Origin of the sequence: Kitasatospora sp. NPDC051164 (assembly GCF_044455625.1) — a bacterium.
Classification (GTDB): domain Bacteria; phylum Actinomycetota; class Actinomycetes; order Streptomycetales; family Streptomycetaceae; genus Kitasatospora.
Window position 1 is genome coordinate 246,377 of record NZ_JBITFB010000004.1, and the last position, 15,832, is coordinate 262,208.

The window sequence follows — 15,832 nt, forward strand, 5'->3', positions numbered from 1 at the left end:
GGGGGCGCCCGCCACCCTGGGTGTGCGCACCCCCCCCCCGGGCCCCCGGCGGGGGTGCCGGCCGGGGCCGCCCCCCGGGCGGGGGGGGGGGGGGTCCGCGGGCCCCCCCCCTTCCGTGTGCGTGCGCCGAGCCGCGGCTTCCGTGCCTGCGTGCGCTCAGCAGCAGTCCTGGACCACCAGCCCGGCGGGCAGTTGGTCCCCGCCGAAGACCGCGACCGTCGCCGGGTCCCCGCCGAGCGCGGCCACCGCGAGCAGCAGCGCCCCGGCCGTCCAGGTGGTGCGCTCCTCCGGCCAGATCGCGTCGTCCTCGAACACGTACCCGGTCCAGTACGAGCCGTCCTCGTGCCGCAGGTGCTGCTGGATCCAGCGCAGGATGTCCACCGCGCGGTCGGACTGCCCGATCGCCCAGAGCGCGAGGGCCAGTTCGGCGCTCTCGCCGCCGGTCACCCAGGGGCGGTCGCTGACGCAGCGCACGCCGAGGCCGGGGACGACGAAGCGCTCCCAGTCCCGCTCGATCCGGGCCAGCGCCGCGTCGCCGCGCAGGCCGGTGCCGAGCACCGGGTAGTACCAGTCCATCGAGTAGCGGCCCTTGTCCAGGAACCGCTCGGGGTGATGGGCGATGGCGTGCCGCAGCCGGCCGGCCGCGAGCTCCCAGTCGGGCTGCGGCTCCTCCAGGTAGTCGGCGATGGCCAGGCCGCAGCGCAGCGCGTGCAGGATGCTGGACGAGCCGGTGAGCAGCGCCTCGTCGGTGGCGGTGCCGTCGTCGTCGACCCGCCAGGCGATCGGGCCGCCGGGCAGCCGCAGCGAGACGATGAAGTCCAGGGCGCGCCGGACGACCGGCCAGATCCACTCCAGGAAGGCGTCGTCGCCGCTGCTGAGGTGGTGGTGCCAGACCCCGACCGCCACGTAGGCGCAGAAGTTGCTCTCCTTGGCCCGGTCGGTGACCACGCCGTCGGTGTAGGCGGCGTACCAGGAGCCGTCCGGGTTCTGGCTGGCGGCGAGCCAGCGGTAGGCGGCCTCGGCGGCGGCGTGCTCGCCGGCCGTGTCGAGGGCCATCGCGGCCTCGGTGTGGTCCCAGGGGTCCAGGTGGTGGCCGGCGAACCACGGTATGGCGCCGTCGGGGCGCTGCTCGGCGAGGATGCTGCGCACGGTGTCGGCGGCCTGCTCGGCGTCGAGCACCCCGTCCAGGAGCAGCACCTCGGGGACGGCGGCGGTCACGCCGCGCCGCCCGGGGTGCGGTTGGGCTTGGAGGCGTAAGCGACGAAGCTCTTGCCGATGACCGGGTTGAGCGCCCGCTCGGCGGCCTTGGTGAGGCTGCTGATGACCGGGGTGCCGACGATGTCCCAGACCAGCAGCTGGTGGTAGGCCTTGACCGGCAGCGCCTTGTCGTTGTTCACGCCGACCGCGCACTTGATCCACCAGTACGGCGAGTGCAGCGCGTGCGCGTGGTGGGTGCCGTACGGCTCCAGGCCGGCGTCCTTGAGCTTGCCGAGCAGCTCGTCGCCCCGGTAGATGCGGATGTGGCCGCCCTCGACCTCGTGGTACTCGTCGGACAGCGCCCAGCAGATCTTCTCGGGCAGCCAGCGCGGCACCGTGACGGCGAGCAGGCCGCCCGGCTTGAGGACGCGGAACATCTCGTTGAGCACGCCCTTGTCGTCGGGGATGTGCTCCATCACCTCGGAGATGATGATCTTGTCGAAGTACTCGTCCTCGAACGGCAGCGCCAGCGCGTTGCCCTCCATCGCGACCGCCGACGCGCCCTCGGGAGCCTCACCGGCCTGCTCCATCGCCGCGAACCACTTCGTGACCTCGGCGATCTCCTCGGTGTTCTGGTCGAGGGCGATCACATTGGCGCCGCGGCGGTAGCACTCGAACGCGTGCCGGCCCCCGCCGCAGCCCAGGTCGAGCACCCGGTCGCCGGGGGCGAGCGGGAAGCGCGAGAAATCGACGGTCAGCACTGCAGGACTCCCATTCCTATTGCTACCAAGCGTTCTTGACGCTTCGTCATGCTTCATCACGCTCGAGCGGGCGACGCGCGCACCGCCTCGGGGCGGCGGCCCGGCTGGGTATCGGGCGGCCGCGCACCGCCGGGCTGGGCCAGGTACCGCCGAGCTAGGCCACGTACCGCCAGCCGGGCCCGGAGCGGGCCCGGGCGCCGACACCGGTGGCGATCGCCGCGCGGTAGGCCTCGGCGGTCAGCTCGGCGGCCCGCTCCCAGGTGAACCGGGCCAGCACCCGCTCGCGACCGGCCGCGCCCAACTCGGCGCGCAGCTCCGGGTCGTCCAGCAGTCGGCCGAGCGCGGCGGCCAGCGAGTCCGCCTCGCCCGGCGGCACGGCCAGGCAGGTCTCCCCGTCCGGTCCGGCGACCTCGGGGATCGCCCCGCCCGTGGTGGCGACCAGCGGGGTGCCGGTGGCCATCGCCTCGGCGGCGGGCAGCGAGAAGCCCTCGTACAGCGACGGGACGCAGGCCACCTCGGCCGAGCGGTACAGGTCGACCAGCTCGCCGTCGGTCAGGCCGCTGCGGAACTCGATGCACTCCTCCAGCCCGAAGCGGCGCACCGCCTCGGCCACCGGCCCGTCCTCCTTCTGCGGCTTGCCGACGACCACCAGGTGGGCGTCCCGCTCGGTACGGACCTTGGCGAGCGCCTCGACCAGGAAGACCAGGCCCTTCAGCGGCACGTCGGCGCTGGAGGTGGTGACGATCCGGCCGGGCACCCGCTCGACCGCGTCCGAGGGCGACCAGAGCCGGGTGTCGGCGCCGATCGGCACCACCGAGATCGCGCCGGGCGCGGCGCCCAGGTGCTCGGCGATCTCGCGCTGCGAGGTGCCGGAGACGGTGATCACGCGGTCCAGCCGGGCGGCGACCCGGCGCTGCATCCGGGTAAAGGCGTACCAGCGGCGCAGCGACAGCCGCTTGAGCCGGGTGCCGGCCGCGTCCAGCTCCAGCTGTCGGTCCACGGTGATCGGGTGGTGGATCGTGGTGACCAGCGGGAAGCCGTACCGGGCCAGGCCCAGCAGGCCGTAGCCGAGGGTCTGGTTGTCGTGCACCACGTCGTAGCGGCCCTTGTGGGCGGCCAGGTACCGGCGGGCGCGCAGCGAGAAGGTCAGCGGCTCAGGGAAGCCGCCGGTGCGCATGGTGGCGAACTCCAGGGCGTCCACCGGGCCGCGGAACTCGCCGCGGGCGGGGGTGCGGAACGGGTCGTCGGCCCGGTAGAGGTCCAGGCTGGGCAGCTCCACCAGACGCACCGAACCAGGGCCCTCGACCTCGTCCAGCACCGGGTAGGGCTGGGCGCCGATCACGTCCACGTGGTGGCCGAGCCTGGCCAGCTCACGGGAGAGGTGCCGTACGTACACGCCCTGACCGCCGCAGAAGGGGTCCCCGCGGTACGACAGCAGGGCAATCCGCAGCGGCTGCGCGGTCATCCTGGGCCCTCATCTCTAGCTGCTATCTGTGCTGCCGGTCGCTAAAGTAGATCAGGTTTCAGTGGCTGGGGAACTCGTCGTCGACCACGTGAACAATGAGAGACCTCGAAGATACCGGCCCGTAGCTTTTCCTCAGGAGCCAGGGCTGGTGATTCCCGCCACGCCGACGCCCGCCGAACCCTGCCGACGACCCTGTCGGCGCCCTCTGCCGAACTCTTGCCGACCAGTGGAGCACACCGCCACTCTCGCCCGCCCGGGAGCACCCTTGCCGCCGTCGACCGAGCACCTCACCCCGAGCCCCGTGGCGCCCCGGCCCGGTGAGCTGCCGCTGACCACCCGGCAGGCCGAGCGCCGCCGGCGGATCCTGCGAGCCGCCACCGCGCTGGCCGCCCGCGGCGGGTACGAGGCCGTGCAGATGCGGGAGGTCGCGGAGAGCGCCCAGGTCGCGCTGGGCACGCTGTACCGGTACTTCCCGTCCAAGGTGCACCTGCTGGTCGCGGTGATGCTGGAGCAGCTGCAAGGCCTGCACGAACACATCCGGCGGCACCCGCCGCTCGAGGCGGAGCCCGCCCTGCGGGTCGCCGACACCCTCACCCGGGCCTTCCACGCGTTGCAGCGCGAGCCGCTGCTCGCCGAGGCGATGGTCCGGGCCCTGTCCTTCGCGGACCGCTCGGTCGGCGCCGAGGTGGACCAGGTCAGCGTGGCCACCGGACAGCTCATCCTGGACGCCATCGGCCAGTCCGGCCCGCCCAGCGAGAGCCAGCGCGCGGCGGTGCGGGTGATCGAGCACACCTGGCACTCGGCGCTCGTCGCCTGGCTCTCCGGGCGTGCCTCGATCGCCGAGGTCCGGGCCGACCTGCACACCGCGGCCCGGCTGCTCACTCTCCCGTGAACAGTCCCTGACCGCCCTGGGATCGCCCTTCGATCGCCCGGCCGTGAACGGCCCCCGACTGGAACCTGTTCCTGCCACGGAGGGGACACCCGGCGCGGCCCGGCGGCTAGAGTCGACGGGCAGCACAACTCCATCCCGCTCCTCCCCCGGGGAAAGCCGGTGCGAATCCGGCGCTGACCCCGCAACCGTGAGCCCGGTCCCCCTTGGTCACCGGACGAGTCGGAGCGCCCGGGGCGGGGCGAGCGGCCGGCCCGGACGCACGCGCCCGGCACCGTCGAGGACTACGGAACGGCCCCCGCCAGGGCCACCACCGCTCACCGAAAGGCACACCAGCACCATGCTCACCGCCGCCCGCCTGGGCGCCGCCGCCCTGTCCGCCGCGCTCCTCGCCGGCGTCGCCGCCGGACCGGCCCTGGCCGACAGCCCCTCGCCGACCCCGGCCGCCGTCCCCGACGGCCTGTACGGGAAGAGCGACCCGACGTACGACGGTGTGTGGCGGCAGTCGCTGGCGCTCACCGCGCTGACCGCGGCCAAGGTCACCCCGGCCGACTCGGCGGTCGGCTGGCTCACCGGCCAGCAGTGCGAGGACGGCGGCTGGCCCTCCTACCGCGCGGCCGGCGCGGCCTGCGACCCCAAGACCGAGGACAGCAACGCCACCGCCGTCGCCATCCAGGCCCTCGTCGCCCTCGGCGGACACCAGCCGGCCGTCGACAAGGGCGTCGCCTGGCTCAAGGCCAACCAGAACGCCGACGGGAGCTGGGCCTACAACCCGGGCAGCCCCGGCGACGCCAACTCCACCGGACTCGCCGTCAACGCGCTGTTCGCCGCCCGGACCGACCCGGCGAGCGTCGCCAAGCCCGGCTCCGGTGCGGGAAAGAACGCGTTCGACGGCCTCGCCGCCTTCCAGCTCGGCTGCAGCGCCCCCGCCGACCAGCGCGGCGCCTTCGCCTACCAGCCGGACGCCGCCACCGGCGCCCTCGCCCCCAACGCCCTGGCCAGCGGCCAGGCCTCCCTCGCCGCCGCGGGCGGACACCTGCCGGTCGCCGGCTCGGTGCGCGCCGACACCGAGCCCAAGCCCCTCGCCTGCTCCGACGGCTCCGCGCCCGCCACCGTCCCGCACGCCGAGTCGGGCGAGGCCGCCGGCGCCTACCTCTCCGCCCAGCTCACGGCCGGCGGCAACCACCTCACCCTCACCACCCCGGGCGCCGCCCCGACCCCCGACTACACCGCGACCGCCTGGGCCGCCCTCGCCCTCATCCAGAGCGGCCACCCCGACCAGGCCTCCGACGCCGCCGACTGGCTCGAGCAGCAGGAAGCCACCTGGACCAAGAACGGCACCGACGCCGGCGCCACCGCCACCCTCCTCCTGGTCGCCCAGGCCGACCACCGCGCGACCTCCGACCTCACCGGCAAGCTCACCGCCCTCGGCCCCGCCCCCAAGGCCACCGCCGCCACCTCGGACGAGGCCACCCCGGCGAAGAAGAAGCACGACGGCATCGGTCAGTACTGGGTCATCGGCGTCGGCCTCCTCATCGGCCTCGGCGGCGGCCTCCTCCTCAGCCTCCAGCGCAAGCGCAACCCGAACCTCTGATGCGCCGCGCACCCCGCCGCCGCGCCGTCCGCCCCGCCGTCCGCGCCGCCCCTCCATCCGGGCGGGGCCTCGCCGCGCTGCTGCTGCCGCTGGTCGGGGCGCTGCCGGTGTTCGCCGGTGCCGCGCCCGCGGAGGCGGCGGGGTACCGGTACTGGTCGTTCTGGCGCGGCGCCGAGGGCGGAGGCTGGGCGTACCAGCAGCAGGGCCCGGCGATCGCGGTGCCGCCGGACGCGGCCGTGGACGGGTGGCGGTTCGCGGTGAGTCCGGACGGCGGGCAGGACGCCGCGAAGCCGCGCACGGCCGGGAGCTTCGCGGACATCTGTGCGCAGACGCCCGCGCAGGAGGGGCGCAAGCGGGTGGCCGTCGTGCTGGACTTCGGGACCGCCGAGGACGTCGGATCACCTGCTGGATCGGCCACCGGATCAGCTGCCGGATCGGTGCCCGAGCCGCGCACGGTGTGCGCCAGTGTCGCGCCGCGCGCCACCTCCGCCGAAGTGCTGGCGGCCGTCGCTCCGCCGCTGCGGTACGACACCAACGGCCTGCTGTGCGCCATCGCCGGGTACCCGACGGCGGGCTGCGCCGACCAGGTCGGCGCGGCGGGCGCCGCGCAGCCGGGCAGCGGCGGCACGTCCGCCGGCCACCGCGGCGCCAGTGGCGGCGACAGCGACAGCGGCCCGGACATCGGGCTGATCGCCGGTGGCGTGCTGGTCGCCGGCCTCGTCGGCGACGCCGTCCGGCAGGCGCGCCGCCGCCGTCAGTCCTGACCCGAGCCACCCCGCCAGGAAGACCGCACCCCTCCAGGAAGTCCCCGTGAGCAGCACCCCCCGCAGCACCCGACCGCCCACCGGCCCCCGCCAACTGCACCCCGGGGCCTGGTGGTTGTGGGCGCTCGGACTGGGCGCGGCGGCGACCCGCACCACCAACCCGGCGATCCTGCTGCTGCTCGCCACCGTCGCCGGGTACGTGGTCGCGGCCCGGCGCGGCGACGCGCCCTGGTCGCGGTCGTACGGGGCCTTCCTGCGGCTGGGCCTGCTGGTGCTCGGCATCCGGCTGGTGTTCGCCGTCTTCCTCGGCTCGCCGATCCCCGGCACCCATGTGCTGTTCACGCTGCCCGAAGTGCCGCTTCCCACCTGGGCGCAGGGTGTGCGGATCGGCGGCCCGGTGACCGTCGAGGGCCTGCTCGCGGCGCTGTACGACGGGCTGCGCCTGGCCACCCTGCTGGTCTGCGTCGGCGCCGCCAACTCCCTGGCCAGCCCAGCCCGGCTGCTGCGCACCCTGCCCGGCGCGCTCTACGAGGCGGGCGTGGCGGTGGTGGTGGCGATGACCTTCGCGCCGAACCTGGTCGCGGACGTCCGCCGGCTGCGCGCCGCGCGGCGGCTGCGCGGCCGTACGGACCGGGGCGTCGCGGCCGTGCTGAGTGTCGGACTGCCGGTGCTGGAGGGCGCGTTGGAGCGGTCCGTCGCGCTGGCCGCCGCGATGGACACCCGGGGGTTCGGCCGCACCGCCGACGTCCCGCGCCGGCTCGCCCGGACCACGGCGGCGCTCACCCTGGCCGGGCTGCTCGGGGTCTGCCTGGCCGCGTACGGGCTGCTGACCGCCGGAGGTGCCGGCTGGGCGCTGCCCGTGCTGCTGCTCGGCCTGGCCGCCGCCTTCGCCGGGCTGCTGCTCGGCAGCCGACGATCCGTCAGAACCCGTTACCGGCCGGACCCTTGGGCGCTGCCCGAGTGGCTGACCGCCGGTTCGGGCGCCGCCGTGGCCGCCCTCACCACCTACCTGGCCGCGCATGACCCCGTCGCCTTCGCCCCCATCGTCGTCCCGCCGACCGTTCCCCCACTGCCGCTGGCCGCCGTCCTGGCCGTCCTGCTCGGCCTGGTGCCGGCGTTTGCCGCCCCGACCCCGCCCCGGAGGGCATCGTGATCACCTTCGAGCAGGTCTCCGTCCGGTACGAGGACTCCGCCGCGCCCGCCCTGGACGGCGTCGACCTCACCGTCCCCGAGGGTGAACTCTGCCTGCTGGTGGGCCCGTCGGGCTCCGGCAAGTCGACCCTGCTGGGGACGGTCAGCGGCCTGGTGCCGCACTTCACCGGCGGTGTCCTGCACGGCCGGGTCACCGTCGGCGGCCGGGACACCCGCGAGCACCGGCCGCGCGAACTCGCCGACCTGGTCGGCACGGTGGGACAGGACCCGCTGGCGCACTTCGTCACCGACACCGTGGAGGACGAACTCGCCTACGGCATGGAGTCGTTGGGCCTGCCGGGCGACGTGATGCGCCGACGGGTCGAGGAGACCCTCGACCTGCTCGGCCTCGCCGACCTGCGCGACCGCGCGCTGGGCTCCCTCTCCGGCGGCCAGCAGCAGCGCGTCGCGATCGGCTCCGTACTCACCGTGCACCCGCGGGTGCTGGTCCTGGACGAGCCCACCTCGGCCCTCGACCCGGGCGCGGCCGAGGAAGTCCTGGCCGTCCTACAACGGCTGGTCCACGACCTCGGCACCACCGTCCTGATGGCCGAACACCGGCTGGAGCGGGTCGTCCAGTACGCCGACCAGGTACTGCTGCTGACCCCGGGCGCGCCCCCGGTCCTGGGCGAGCCCGCCGAGGTGATGGCGCACTCGCCGGTGCACCCGCCCGTCGTCGGCCTCGGCCGGCTCGCCGGCTGGCGCCCCCTGCCGTTGTCGGTGCGCGACGCACGGCGCAAGGCGGCGACGCTGCGGGAGCGCCTCGACGGCCGCGCGCCGTCCGCTGCCGGTGTCACCACCGGCTCCCCCCTTGCCGTTTCGGACCGTCTCGCCGTGCGACGCGGCCCCGTCCAGGCCCTGCGCGGCGTGGACCTCTCCCTCCACCCCGGCGAGATCACCGCCCTGATGGGCCGCAACGGCGCCGGCAAGTCCACCCTGCTGGGCGCCCTGGTCGGCCTGCACGCCCCCGCCTCCGGCAGCGTCCGGGTCGGCGGCCGCACCCCGCACCGCACCCGGCCCGCCGAACTGATCCGCCAGGTCGGCCTCGTCCCGCAGGACCCGCGCGACCTGCTGTACGGCGAGTCGGTCGCCGCCGAGTGCGCGGCGGCCGACGCCGACGCGGGCACCGAGCCCGGCACCTGCCGCGCCCTCGTCGAGCGCCTGCTGCCCGGCATCGCCGACGCCGCCCACCCGCGCGACCTCTCCGAGGGCCAGCGGCTCACCCTCGCCCTCGCCGTCGTCCTCACCGCCCGACCCCCGCTGCTGCTCCTGGACGAGCCGACCCGCGGCCTCGACTACGCCGCCAAGGCCCGGCTGGTGGAGATCCTGCGCGGCCTCGCCGTCGAGGGCCACGCGGTCCTGCTGGCCACGCACGACGTCGAACTGGCCGCCGAACTCGCCCACCGCACGGTGATCCTGGCCGAGGGCGAGATCGTCGCCGACGGGCCGACGGCGGAGGTCGTGGTCTCCTCCCCCGCCTTCGCCCCGCAGGTCGCCAAGGTGCTGGCGCCGGGGCCGTGGCTCACCGTGGGGCAGGTCGCGGCGGCGATCGACGCGGAGGCGATCGGCGCATGAACCGTCCGGCCCCCGATCGGCGCATGAACCGTCCGGCCTCCGAGCGGCGCATGAACCGTCCGGTCCCTCTCGGCCGCCGGTCCGTCGCGGCACTGTCGTTGACCTCGCTGGTCGGCGTCGCCGCCTTCGGCTGGCCGCTGCTCGCCTCCACCAAATCGGCGCTGGTCGGCCACTCCACCGACGCGCCATGGCTGTTCGCGCTGCTCCTGCCCCTGCTGCTCGCCGTCGTCATCGCGCAGATCTCCGAGGGTCGCTCGGCGGGTGGCGGCGCGCCCGGGCTGGACGCCAAGTCCGTCGCGCTGCTCGGCGTCCTGGCCGCGGCGGGCGCGGCCCTGCGCCCGCTCGGCGCGGGCACGGCCGGGCTGGAGCCGATGTTCTTCCTGATGGTGCTCTCCGGGCGGGTGCTCGGCCCCGGATTCGGCTTCGTCCTGGGCTCGTTGTCGATGTTCGCCTCCGCGCTGCTGACGGGCGGGGTCGGGCCGTGGCTGCCGTTCCAGATGCTGGCGATGGGCTGGGTCTGCCTCGGCGCGGGGCTGCTGCCGGGCGCCGCTTCGTTGCGCGGCCGCCGCGAACTGCTGCTGCTCGCCGGGTACGGGGCGGTGTCGGCCGTGCTGTACGGCACCATCATGAACCTGCAGGGCTGGCCGTACATCGGCGGCCTGGCCGGCTCCATCTCCTTCGTCCCGGGCGACTCTCTGCCCGCCAACCTGGTCCGCTTCGCCGCCTACTGCCTCACCACCTCGCTGGGTTGGGACCTGCCGCGCGCCGTGCTGACCGTCGTCCTGTGCCTCGCCCTCGGCACCCCGGTGCTGCGCGCCCTGCGCCGGGCGACCCGGCGGGCCGCCTTCGACGCGCCCGTCGCGTTCCGGCCACCGGAAGGGTGAACCGCCGCTCCCCTGGCGTGCCGTGCGCCCGTGATGCCCCCGTTCGTCCACGATCATCGCGAGCGTGATCCGAACCCTCGCCCGTACGACGACCATCGTCGCGACGACCCTCACCCTCGCCGCCGCCCTCGCCTCCCCCGCCGCGGCCGTCACCTTCATCGGCCGCGACGTCCCCACCACCGCCACCATCGCGCCCGGCCGGACCGGCGCCGTGCCGTGGACGTACCAGAACACCGGCGGCGCGGGGCTGCTCCCGCCCTCCGGCATGACCGCCGTCTTCACGGCCCCGGGGAACACCACCTTCCCGGCGCAGTCCACCGTCCCCACGCAGTACAGCAGCGACGGGTCCTCGTGGGCCTACAACAACGTCGGCCTGCGGGGATGCGCGCCGAGCAACGGCAACCGCACCCTCACCTGCGAGGGCTACGGCCTCAACGGCGGCAACAGCGGCTGGCCGTCCAACGGCTACTTCCGCTTCTCCCCACTGGTCACCGTCAACCCGTCCGCGCCGTCGGACACCACGCTCCCGCGCGGCAACGGCACCTTCCGCTACACCAACCCCGGCAGCACCACCGAGTACACCATCACCGACGGCACCCTCACCGTCGCCACCCCACCCCGGGTGACGACCGGCAAGTGCCTGGACGTCGGCAGCACCCGCTACAACGCCGACAACGTCCGGGTGTGGGACTGCCTCGACCACACCAACCAGCGCTTCGTCCTGGACGACGGGAGGGTGAAGGTCGCCGACACCGTCGGTACGGCGCAGGAGATGTGCCTCGACGCCGACTACACCGGTGTGAACGGCGACGTCGTCCGCATCTGGGCGTGCGAGTACAGCCAGGCCGCCGGCGCCAACCAGACCTGGCTGCTGCGTCGCGGCGCGCTCGTCCTGCAGCGGACGGTCGGCAGCGGCGAGGAGATGTGCGTCGACGTCGGGTCGTCCCGCACCAACGGCGACAACGTCTTCCTGTACGGCTGCGACGTCACCAACCCCAACCAGAGGTTCGTGGTGGACCGCGGCTCCATCGAGGTCCGCGACACGCTCTGAGTAGGGTGAACGCCTGTACGCCACCGCAGAACGGAGTCCCCCACGTGTCCGACGAGGAAGAGTCGCCCTGGACCGTCGCAGTCTGCCCGGTCACGCCCGAACTGGCCGAGCAGATCGCCGGGATGGTGGAACTCGATTGGGAGGACCCCGAGATCACCGAGAAGGCCATGGTGAGCGCCGGCTGGCGCTCGACCGGCGACTACCTCGGCGAGTTCAACGAGAAGGCGTACACGCCCGCCGGACACCTCGTGTACGGCGACGACCGCCTCGCCATGCCGTTCGCGTACGAGTACTGGATCCACCCCGACGGGGCGTGGACGGAGGACTTCTGGGCGGAGCAGCCCGGCTGGCGGAGCCTCGTCGACCCGCCGGCCGGTACGTTCGGCACCCAACTGGACGCCGTGGCCGAGCAGTTCACCGCACTGCTCGGCCCGCCCGACGAGGACGTGACACACGAAGGCTACCGCTGGCGATACCGGATCTGGCGCCGAGGAGGCAGCATCCTGGTCGTCGCGCCGGGCCTCGACGGCTTCTCCTACTCGCAGTTCGAGCACGCCTACGTCCAGATCCGCCCGCTACCGGCGGACGCACCGCTCCCGCCCGTCACCGAGCTGCCCGGCTTCCTGACCTGGTGAGCACCGGCCGCACCTCTGCCCGGCACTCGCGACGGGCCGCCCGCACATCCCGCCCCGCCCGGAGCACTCATGTCGGCGCGGCCCGTCCGCCGTCATCGGTGCCGCCGGAAACAGCCGGCACTTTCGCCAACCGCCCCGCCAGGATCGCCCCCACGCTGTGCGTGACCGTCTGCGGCAGGGGCGCGGCCAGAATCCCCGCCAGCGCTTCTCTCGTCCAGCCACCCGCGAGCAGCCCCTCCACCCGCGCGGCCTGGTCGGACAGCGGCTTCCCCGCCAACGCCATCCGGGGCTCCCGGCGCCCGAGGTCCAGCAGCAGGGCCATGCCGGCCGTCAACTTCTCGGAAGGACGGACGGAAGGTTCTTTCACGTCCTTGACCTTCGGCTCCTTGGAAGGGCTTCCCGCGTTCCCGCCGCCTGCCGCCCCAGCTCCAGCACCCCGGCGGCCGGGGGAACGGGAAGCGGCGGCACGGTGTGAACCGCCTTCCCCACCACCGGCTGCTCGTGGACCGAAACGTCCATCCGCACCTGCCCGGTGACGGGATCCCGCTGCGTCCGCCGGACGTAGTGCCCGGCCGCCTCCAGCTCCCGCAGCGCCCGGGCCACAGTCGCCCGCCCCTCCAGGCTCTTCGCCGCGAGCGTGCGAACGTCCTCCCGCGCCCCATCCGGCAGGCTGAGCAGATAGCCCAGGATGCCGCACGCCGCCCAACTCAGCGAGTGCTTACGGACGACGTGGCCGATGTCGAGGATCGTGTACCCGGGGGCATGCTTGGGGATACGATGAATCTGCATCTGGAGGGCTTTCTCCTAGTGCCATACCCCGGGGTGTTGGTAGCACCGCCGGGGCTTTCTCTTGCGCAGTGTTCACCGTATCGTCCTGACGGGACGTCAATCCTTGACTCCCGTCACCCATTCGGGCGGCGCACGCGCACACCACCCGGCGCGAACATCCAGAGCTCCAAGCCGACGCTCGGTCAGCCCGCGAGAGCGCCATCCAGATACCGCTGCACCGGCTCGAAGAGCCTGGTGGGCTGATGAGAACGGGCCCTCCTCCTGGGCCGTGCGCCTCATGACATGGTGGTGACCATGAGCAAGGACGCCCAGAGTGTCGGACGAAGGCGGGACTTCCGGCTCAAACCGCAATCAGCGTGCGGACAGCCTCGCTGATCTCGGGCAGGTCATCGGGCCGTGCCCACTGGTGGGCGTCGTGCTCGGTGAGGACGACCGGTTCGGTCTTCTCCACGGTGACCGCGAAGTTGAACTGGCGGGTCGTTCCGCCACGGCTGTTCTTGTAGTCGAAGTGCCCGAGGTAGCCGGTGACCTGGTCAATGACCAGGCCGGTCTCCTCCGTTGTCTCGCGATGGAGAGCTTCGAGAATGCGCTCCCCGGCTTCGACCTTTCCGGAGGGAATCTCCCACATCCCACCCATGAAGTCGTCGGGCTTGCGTCGCAGGAGGAGAGTCCGGCCCGCGTCATTGATGACGGCGGCGACCACCACGCCGGTGATGCCGTCGTCCCGAGCGGTACTGACGAGGCCGGTGAGGAAGTCGGAGGAGGTAGCGGACACCACAACTCCTTGTGGTGGACACTCAACTTGTCGGTCGGACGACGTAGTGGCCCGGCCCGGCCATCAGCTGATCCTGCTCACAATGCCAGTTCAGGAGCTTGATCGTGACTGTTAAGCACGCCCCCTCCGATCACCCGTTCGGGCGGCCCAAGCGCACACCCCTCAGTGCTCCCCGGGCGCGCACGCTGGGCGCGCGAGAGAGCGAGTACGTCACCATGACCAGCCGCCGCACCTTCGGCCGGATCAGCGACACCCTGCCCGATCTCGCCGGCGGCCTTCTCTCCATTGTCGCGCCCCTGGGGGATAACGGGGCACCGTCCAGGAGTTCAACTGCTCTGTGCCGGAAAGGGAGTTCCCCGCCTCGCTGAACAGGTCCTGGAGCCCTCCGCCGAGCGGCGTAGGGCCGGTGGGTCCTACGCCTGATCCTTGACTGGGCGGCACCGGCCTACCGTGATCCGCATGGAGATTCCCGAGCAGTACAAGTACGGCGTCATCCCGCACATCTTGGTCGACGGGGCCGCCGAGGCGATCGACTTCTACGGCGCCGCGTTCGGGGCGTCCGAGCTGTTCCGGCTCGAGGGTGAGGGCGGGCGGATCGTGCACGCCGAGATCAAGGTGCAGGGCGCCACGCTCATGCTCGGTGACGCGGAGGCCCCGTTCGCACCGCCCGGTGCCGGCGCACCGTCCGTCATCCTGCACGTCTACGTTCCGGACGTGGACGGGCTGACCGCCCGGGCCGTTGCGGCGGGCGCCGAACTCCTCACTCCCCCGGCCGACATGCCGTACGGTGCCCGGCAGTCGATGCTCCGCGACCCGTTCGGCCACGTGTGGATCTTCCTCACGCCTCTCGCGTGATTCCTGCTCAACCGCCAGTGCATCGGTCACCGGCGGCTGCGCAGCACCGTGAGCGCCGCCGCCGCGCACACCGCAGCCGGGAGCAGCATCGCTGCCGCGAGCGAGCCGCCACCGCTGACGGCGACACCACCGCCGACGGCGGCTCCGCCACCGACGAATGCGCCCGTCACCGCCACCCCCAGGGTCGCGCCGACCTGCCGTACGGCGTTGAGCAGGCCGCCCGCCGTACCCGCGCTGCCCTCGGGTGCGGTGGTGACGACGGCGGTGACCAGCGCGGGCAGCGCGAAGGAGACCCCGAATCCGGCCGCCAGCAGGCCCACGGCGAGCAGCCAGTACGGCGTGCCGAGCAGCACCGCCCCCGCGAACACCGCGCAGCCCGTCGACAGCAGTGCCAGCCCGCCGAGCACCCGCCGCCATGGGCCGACCTTGGCGACGATCCGTCCGGTGAGCAGCGGGTTGAAGCCCGGCGGCAGCGTCATCGGCAGGAACGCCACCCCGGCCAGCGTCGGCGACAGCCGCAGCTCCCCTTGCAGCAGTAGCGGCAGCACGAACAGCACGCCCAGCATGGCGAAGTTCACGGCCCCACCCGCGAGCAGCACCGCGCCCATGCCGCGTGCCCGCAGCACTTCGGCCGGGATGACGGGCGCCGGGCTGCGCCGCTCCCGCCGGACGAAGGCGATGCCGGCCGCCGCGGCGCCCGCCCCCGACCAGGCCGCGTGCGACCACGCGGTGTCGCCGAGCGCGATCAGCGCGTCGGTGAACAGTGCGAGGGTCGCGCAGGCGGCCAGCTGGGCCGGCCAGTCGATGCGCCGCTCGCCGCGCGGGCAGTGCACCGCCCGTCCGGCGACCAGGGCGAGGACCAGCACCGCCAGCGGGACGTTGACCAGGAACACCGCCCGCCACCCGGCGAGGTCGACCAGCGCGCCGCCGACCATCGGCCCGAAGGCCATCGCGCAGCCGCTGACCGCCGCCCACACGGCGACTGCCCGGGCCCGGGCCCCCGGCTCCGGGTGGAGGCGGGTGATCAGCGCCATGCTCGCCGGGACGCAGGCCGCCGCCGCGACGCCCAGCACGGCGCGCAGCAGCACCAGTGTCCGGATGTCCGGCGCGAGCGCGCTGAGCAGCGAGCCCACTCCGAAGGCGGCGATGCCGAAGCGGAAGGCCCGGTGGGCGCCGTAGCGGTCGGCGGCGGCGCCGGCCGACAGCAGCAGTGCCCCGAAGGCGACGCTGTAGCCGGTGACGGCCCACTGCAGTCCGGCGGTCGAGCTGCCCAGTGAGGCCGCCAGATCGGGTTCGGCGACGGAGAGCACGGTGGTGTCGAGCAGCACCATGAAGTAGCCGAGGGCGATGCCGAGCAGGGCCCGCGAACGGGCGGGTGCGGGTGGGGCGGTCAAGGCGGGCACCGTG

At 73.9% G+C, this 15,832-nt stretch carries 16 protein-coding genes and 1 riboswitch; of the genes, 9 read left to right on the forward strand and 7 right to left on the reverse strand.

Features of this window, described 5'->3' with window-relative positions; translation table 11 throughout:
- Window positions 1–156: 156 nt before the first annotated feature.
- The 3 genes from ACIBEC_RS08165 to ACIBEC_RS08175 all read right to left on the reverse strand — a co-directional run bounded on the left by ACIBEC_RS08165 (window position 157) and on the right by ACIBEC_RS08175 (window position 3,423).
- On the reverse strand, window positions 157–1,218 hold the full coding sequence (locus tag ACIBEC_RS08165; RefSeq protein WP_360492749.1) for a prenyltransferase: 1,062 nt from the start codon (window positions 1,216–1,218) through the stop codon (window positions 157–159).
- On the reverse strand, window positions 1,215–1,958 hold the full coding sequence (locus ACIBEC_RS08170; protein ID WP_360492751.1) for a class I SAM-dependent methyltransferase: 744 nt from the start codon (window positions 1,956–1,958) through the stop codon (window positions 1,215–1,217). Before ACIBEC_RS08170 ends, ACIBEC_RS08165 begins: the two co-directional genes overlap by 4 nt.
- Window positions 1,959–2,112: 154 nt before the next feature.
- Window positions 2,113–3,423, reverse strand: coding sequence for a glycosyltransferase family 4 protein (locus tag ACIBEC_RS08175; RefSeq protein ID WP_360492754.1), 1,311 nt, complete (start codon window positions 3,421–3,423; stop codon window positions 2,113–2,115).
- 265 nt (window positions 3,424–3,688) lie between these two features.
- On the opposite strand from ACIBEC_RS08175, the gene ACIBEC_RS08180 reads away from it, so the two are divergent.
- The 8 genes from ACIBEC_RS08180 to ACIBEC_RS08215 all read left to right on the forward strand — a co-directional run bounded on the left by ACIBEC_RS08180 (window position 3,689) and on the right by ACIBEC_RS08215 (window position 12,006).
- On the forward strand, window positions 3,689–4,315 hold the full coding sequence (locus ACIBEC_RS08180; protein WP_360492756.1) for a TetR family transcriptional regulator: 627 nt from the start codon (window positions 3,689–3,691) through the stop codon (window positions 4,313–4,315).
- A 155-nt stretch (window positions 4,316–4,470) separates the two neighbouring features.
- Window positions 4,471–4,539: riboswitch (cobalamin riboswitch) on the forward strand.
- Window positions 4,540–4,652: 113 nt separating this feature from the next.
- Window positions 4,653–5,906 carry a prenyltransferase/squalene oxidase repeat-containing protein gene (locus ACIBEC_RS08185; protein ID WP_360492759.1) on the forward strand — a complete coding sequence of 418 codons (1,254 nt, stop codon included), beginning with the start codon at window positions 4,653–4,655 and terminating at the stop codon, window positions 5,904–5,906.
- Window positions 5,906–6,670: an SCO2322 family protein gene (locus ACIBEC_RS08190; protein ID WP_360492762.1), complete on the forward strand. Its 765-nt coding sequence runs from the start codon at window positions 5,906–5,908 to the stop codon at window positions 6,668–6,670. The genes ACIBEC_RS08185 and ACIBEC_RS08190 overlap by 1 nt, the downstream gene beginning before the upstream one ends.
- A gap of 46 nt (window positions 6,671–6,716) precedes the next feature.
- Entirely contained in the window at window positions 6,717–7,823 is a 1,107-nt protein-coding gene (locus ACIBEC_RS08195) for an energy-coupling factor transporter transmembrane component T (protein ID WP_360492765.1), read from the forward strand.
- Window positions 7,820–9,436: an ATP-binding cassette domain-containing protein gene (locus tag ACIBEC_RS08200; RefSeq protein WP_360492768.1), complete on the forward strand. Its 1,617-nt coding sequence runs from the start codon at window positions 7,820–7,822 to the stop codon at window positions 9,434–9,436. Before ACIBEC_RS08195 ends, ACIBEC_RS08200 begins: the two co-directional genes overlap by 4 nt.
- 23 nt (window positions 9,437–9,459) lie before the next feature.
- Window positions 9,460–10,320, forward strand: coding sequence for an ECF transporter S component (locus tag ACIBEC_RS08205; protein ID WP_360492771.1), 861 nt, complete (start codon window positions 9,460–9,462; stop codon window positions 10,318–10,320).
- A 64-nt stretch (window positions 10,321–10,384) separates the two neighbouring features.
- Entirely contained in the window at window positions 10,385–11,371 is a 987-nt protein-coding gene (locus ACIBEC_RS08210; protein ID WP_360492774.1) for an RICIN domain-containing protein, read from the forward strand.
- Between the two features lie 44 nt (window positions 11,372–11,415).
- The gene (locus ACIBEC_RS08215; RefSeq protein WP_360492777.1) at window positions 11,416–12,006 is read left to right on the forward strand and encodes a hypothetical protein; all 591 of its coding nucleotides are present in this window, start codon (window positions 11,416–11,418) and stop codon (window positions 12,004–12,006) included.
- A 67-nt stretch (window positions 12,007–12,073) separates the two neighbouring features.
- Here ACIBEC_RS08215 and ACIBEC_RS08220 read toward each other — a convergent pair whose 3' ends face one another.
- The 3 genes from ACIBEC_RS08220 to ACIBEC_RS08230 form a co-directional block, all read right to left on the reverse strand.
- Window positions 12,074–12,328 carry a hypothetical protein gene (locus ACIBEC_RS08220; RefSeq protein ID WP_360492780.1) on the reverse strand — a complete coding sequence of 85 codons (255 nt, stop codon included), beginning with the start codon at window positions 12,326–12,328 and terminating at the stop codon, window positions 12,074–12,076.
- Between the two features lie 41 nt (window positions 12,329–12,369).
- A complete protein-coding gene (locus tag ACIBEC_RS08225; RefSeq protein WP_360492783.1) occupies window positions 12,370–12,795 on the reverse strand; it encodes a helix-turn-helix domain-containing protein in 426 nt (141 codons plus the stop codon).
- Between the two features lie 340 nt (window positions 12,796–13,135).
- A complete protein-coding gene (locus ACIBEC_RS08230; protein ID WP_360492786.1) occupies window positions 13,136–13,570 on the reverse strand; it encodes an NUDIX domain-containing protein in 435 nt (144 codons plus the stop codon).
- A gap of 459 nt (window positions 13,571–14,029) precedes the next feature.
- On the opposite strand from ACIBEC_RS08230, the gene ACIBEC_RS08235 reads away from it, so the two are divergent.
- Window positions 14,030–14,425: a VOC family protein gene (locus ACIBEC_RS08235; protein ID WP_360492788.1), complete on the forward strand. Its 396-nt coding sequence runs from the start codon at window positions 14,030–14,032 to the stop codon at window positions 14,423–14,425.
- Between the two features lie 26 nt (window positions 14,426–14,451).
- On the opposite strand, the gene ACIBEC_RS08240 is transcribed toward ACIBEC_RS08235, so the two are convergent.
- A partial coding sequence (locus tag ACIBEC_RS08240) for an MFS transporter (protein WP_396287792.1) occupies window positions 14,452–15,832 on the reverse strand: 1,381 nt, incomplete at its 5' end.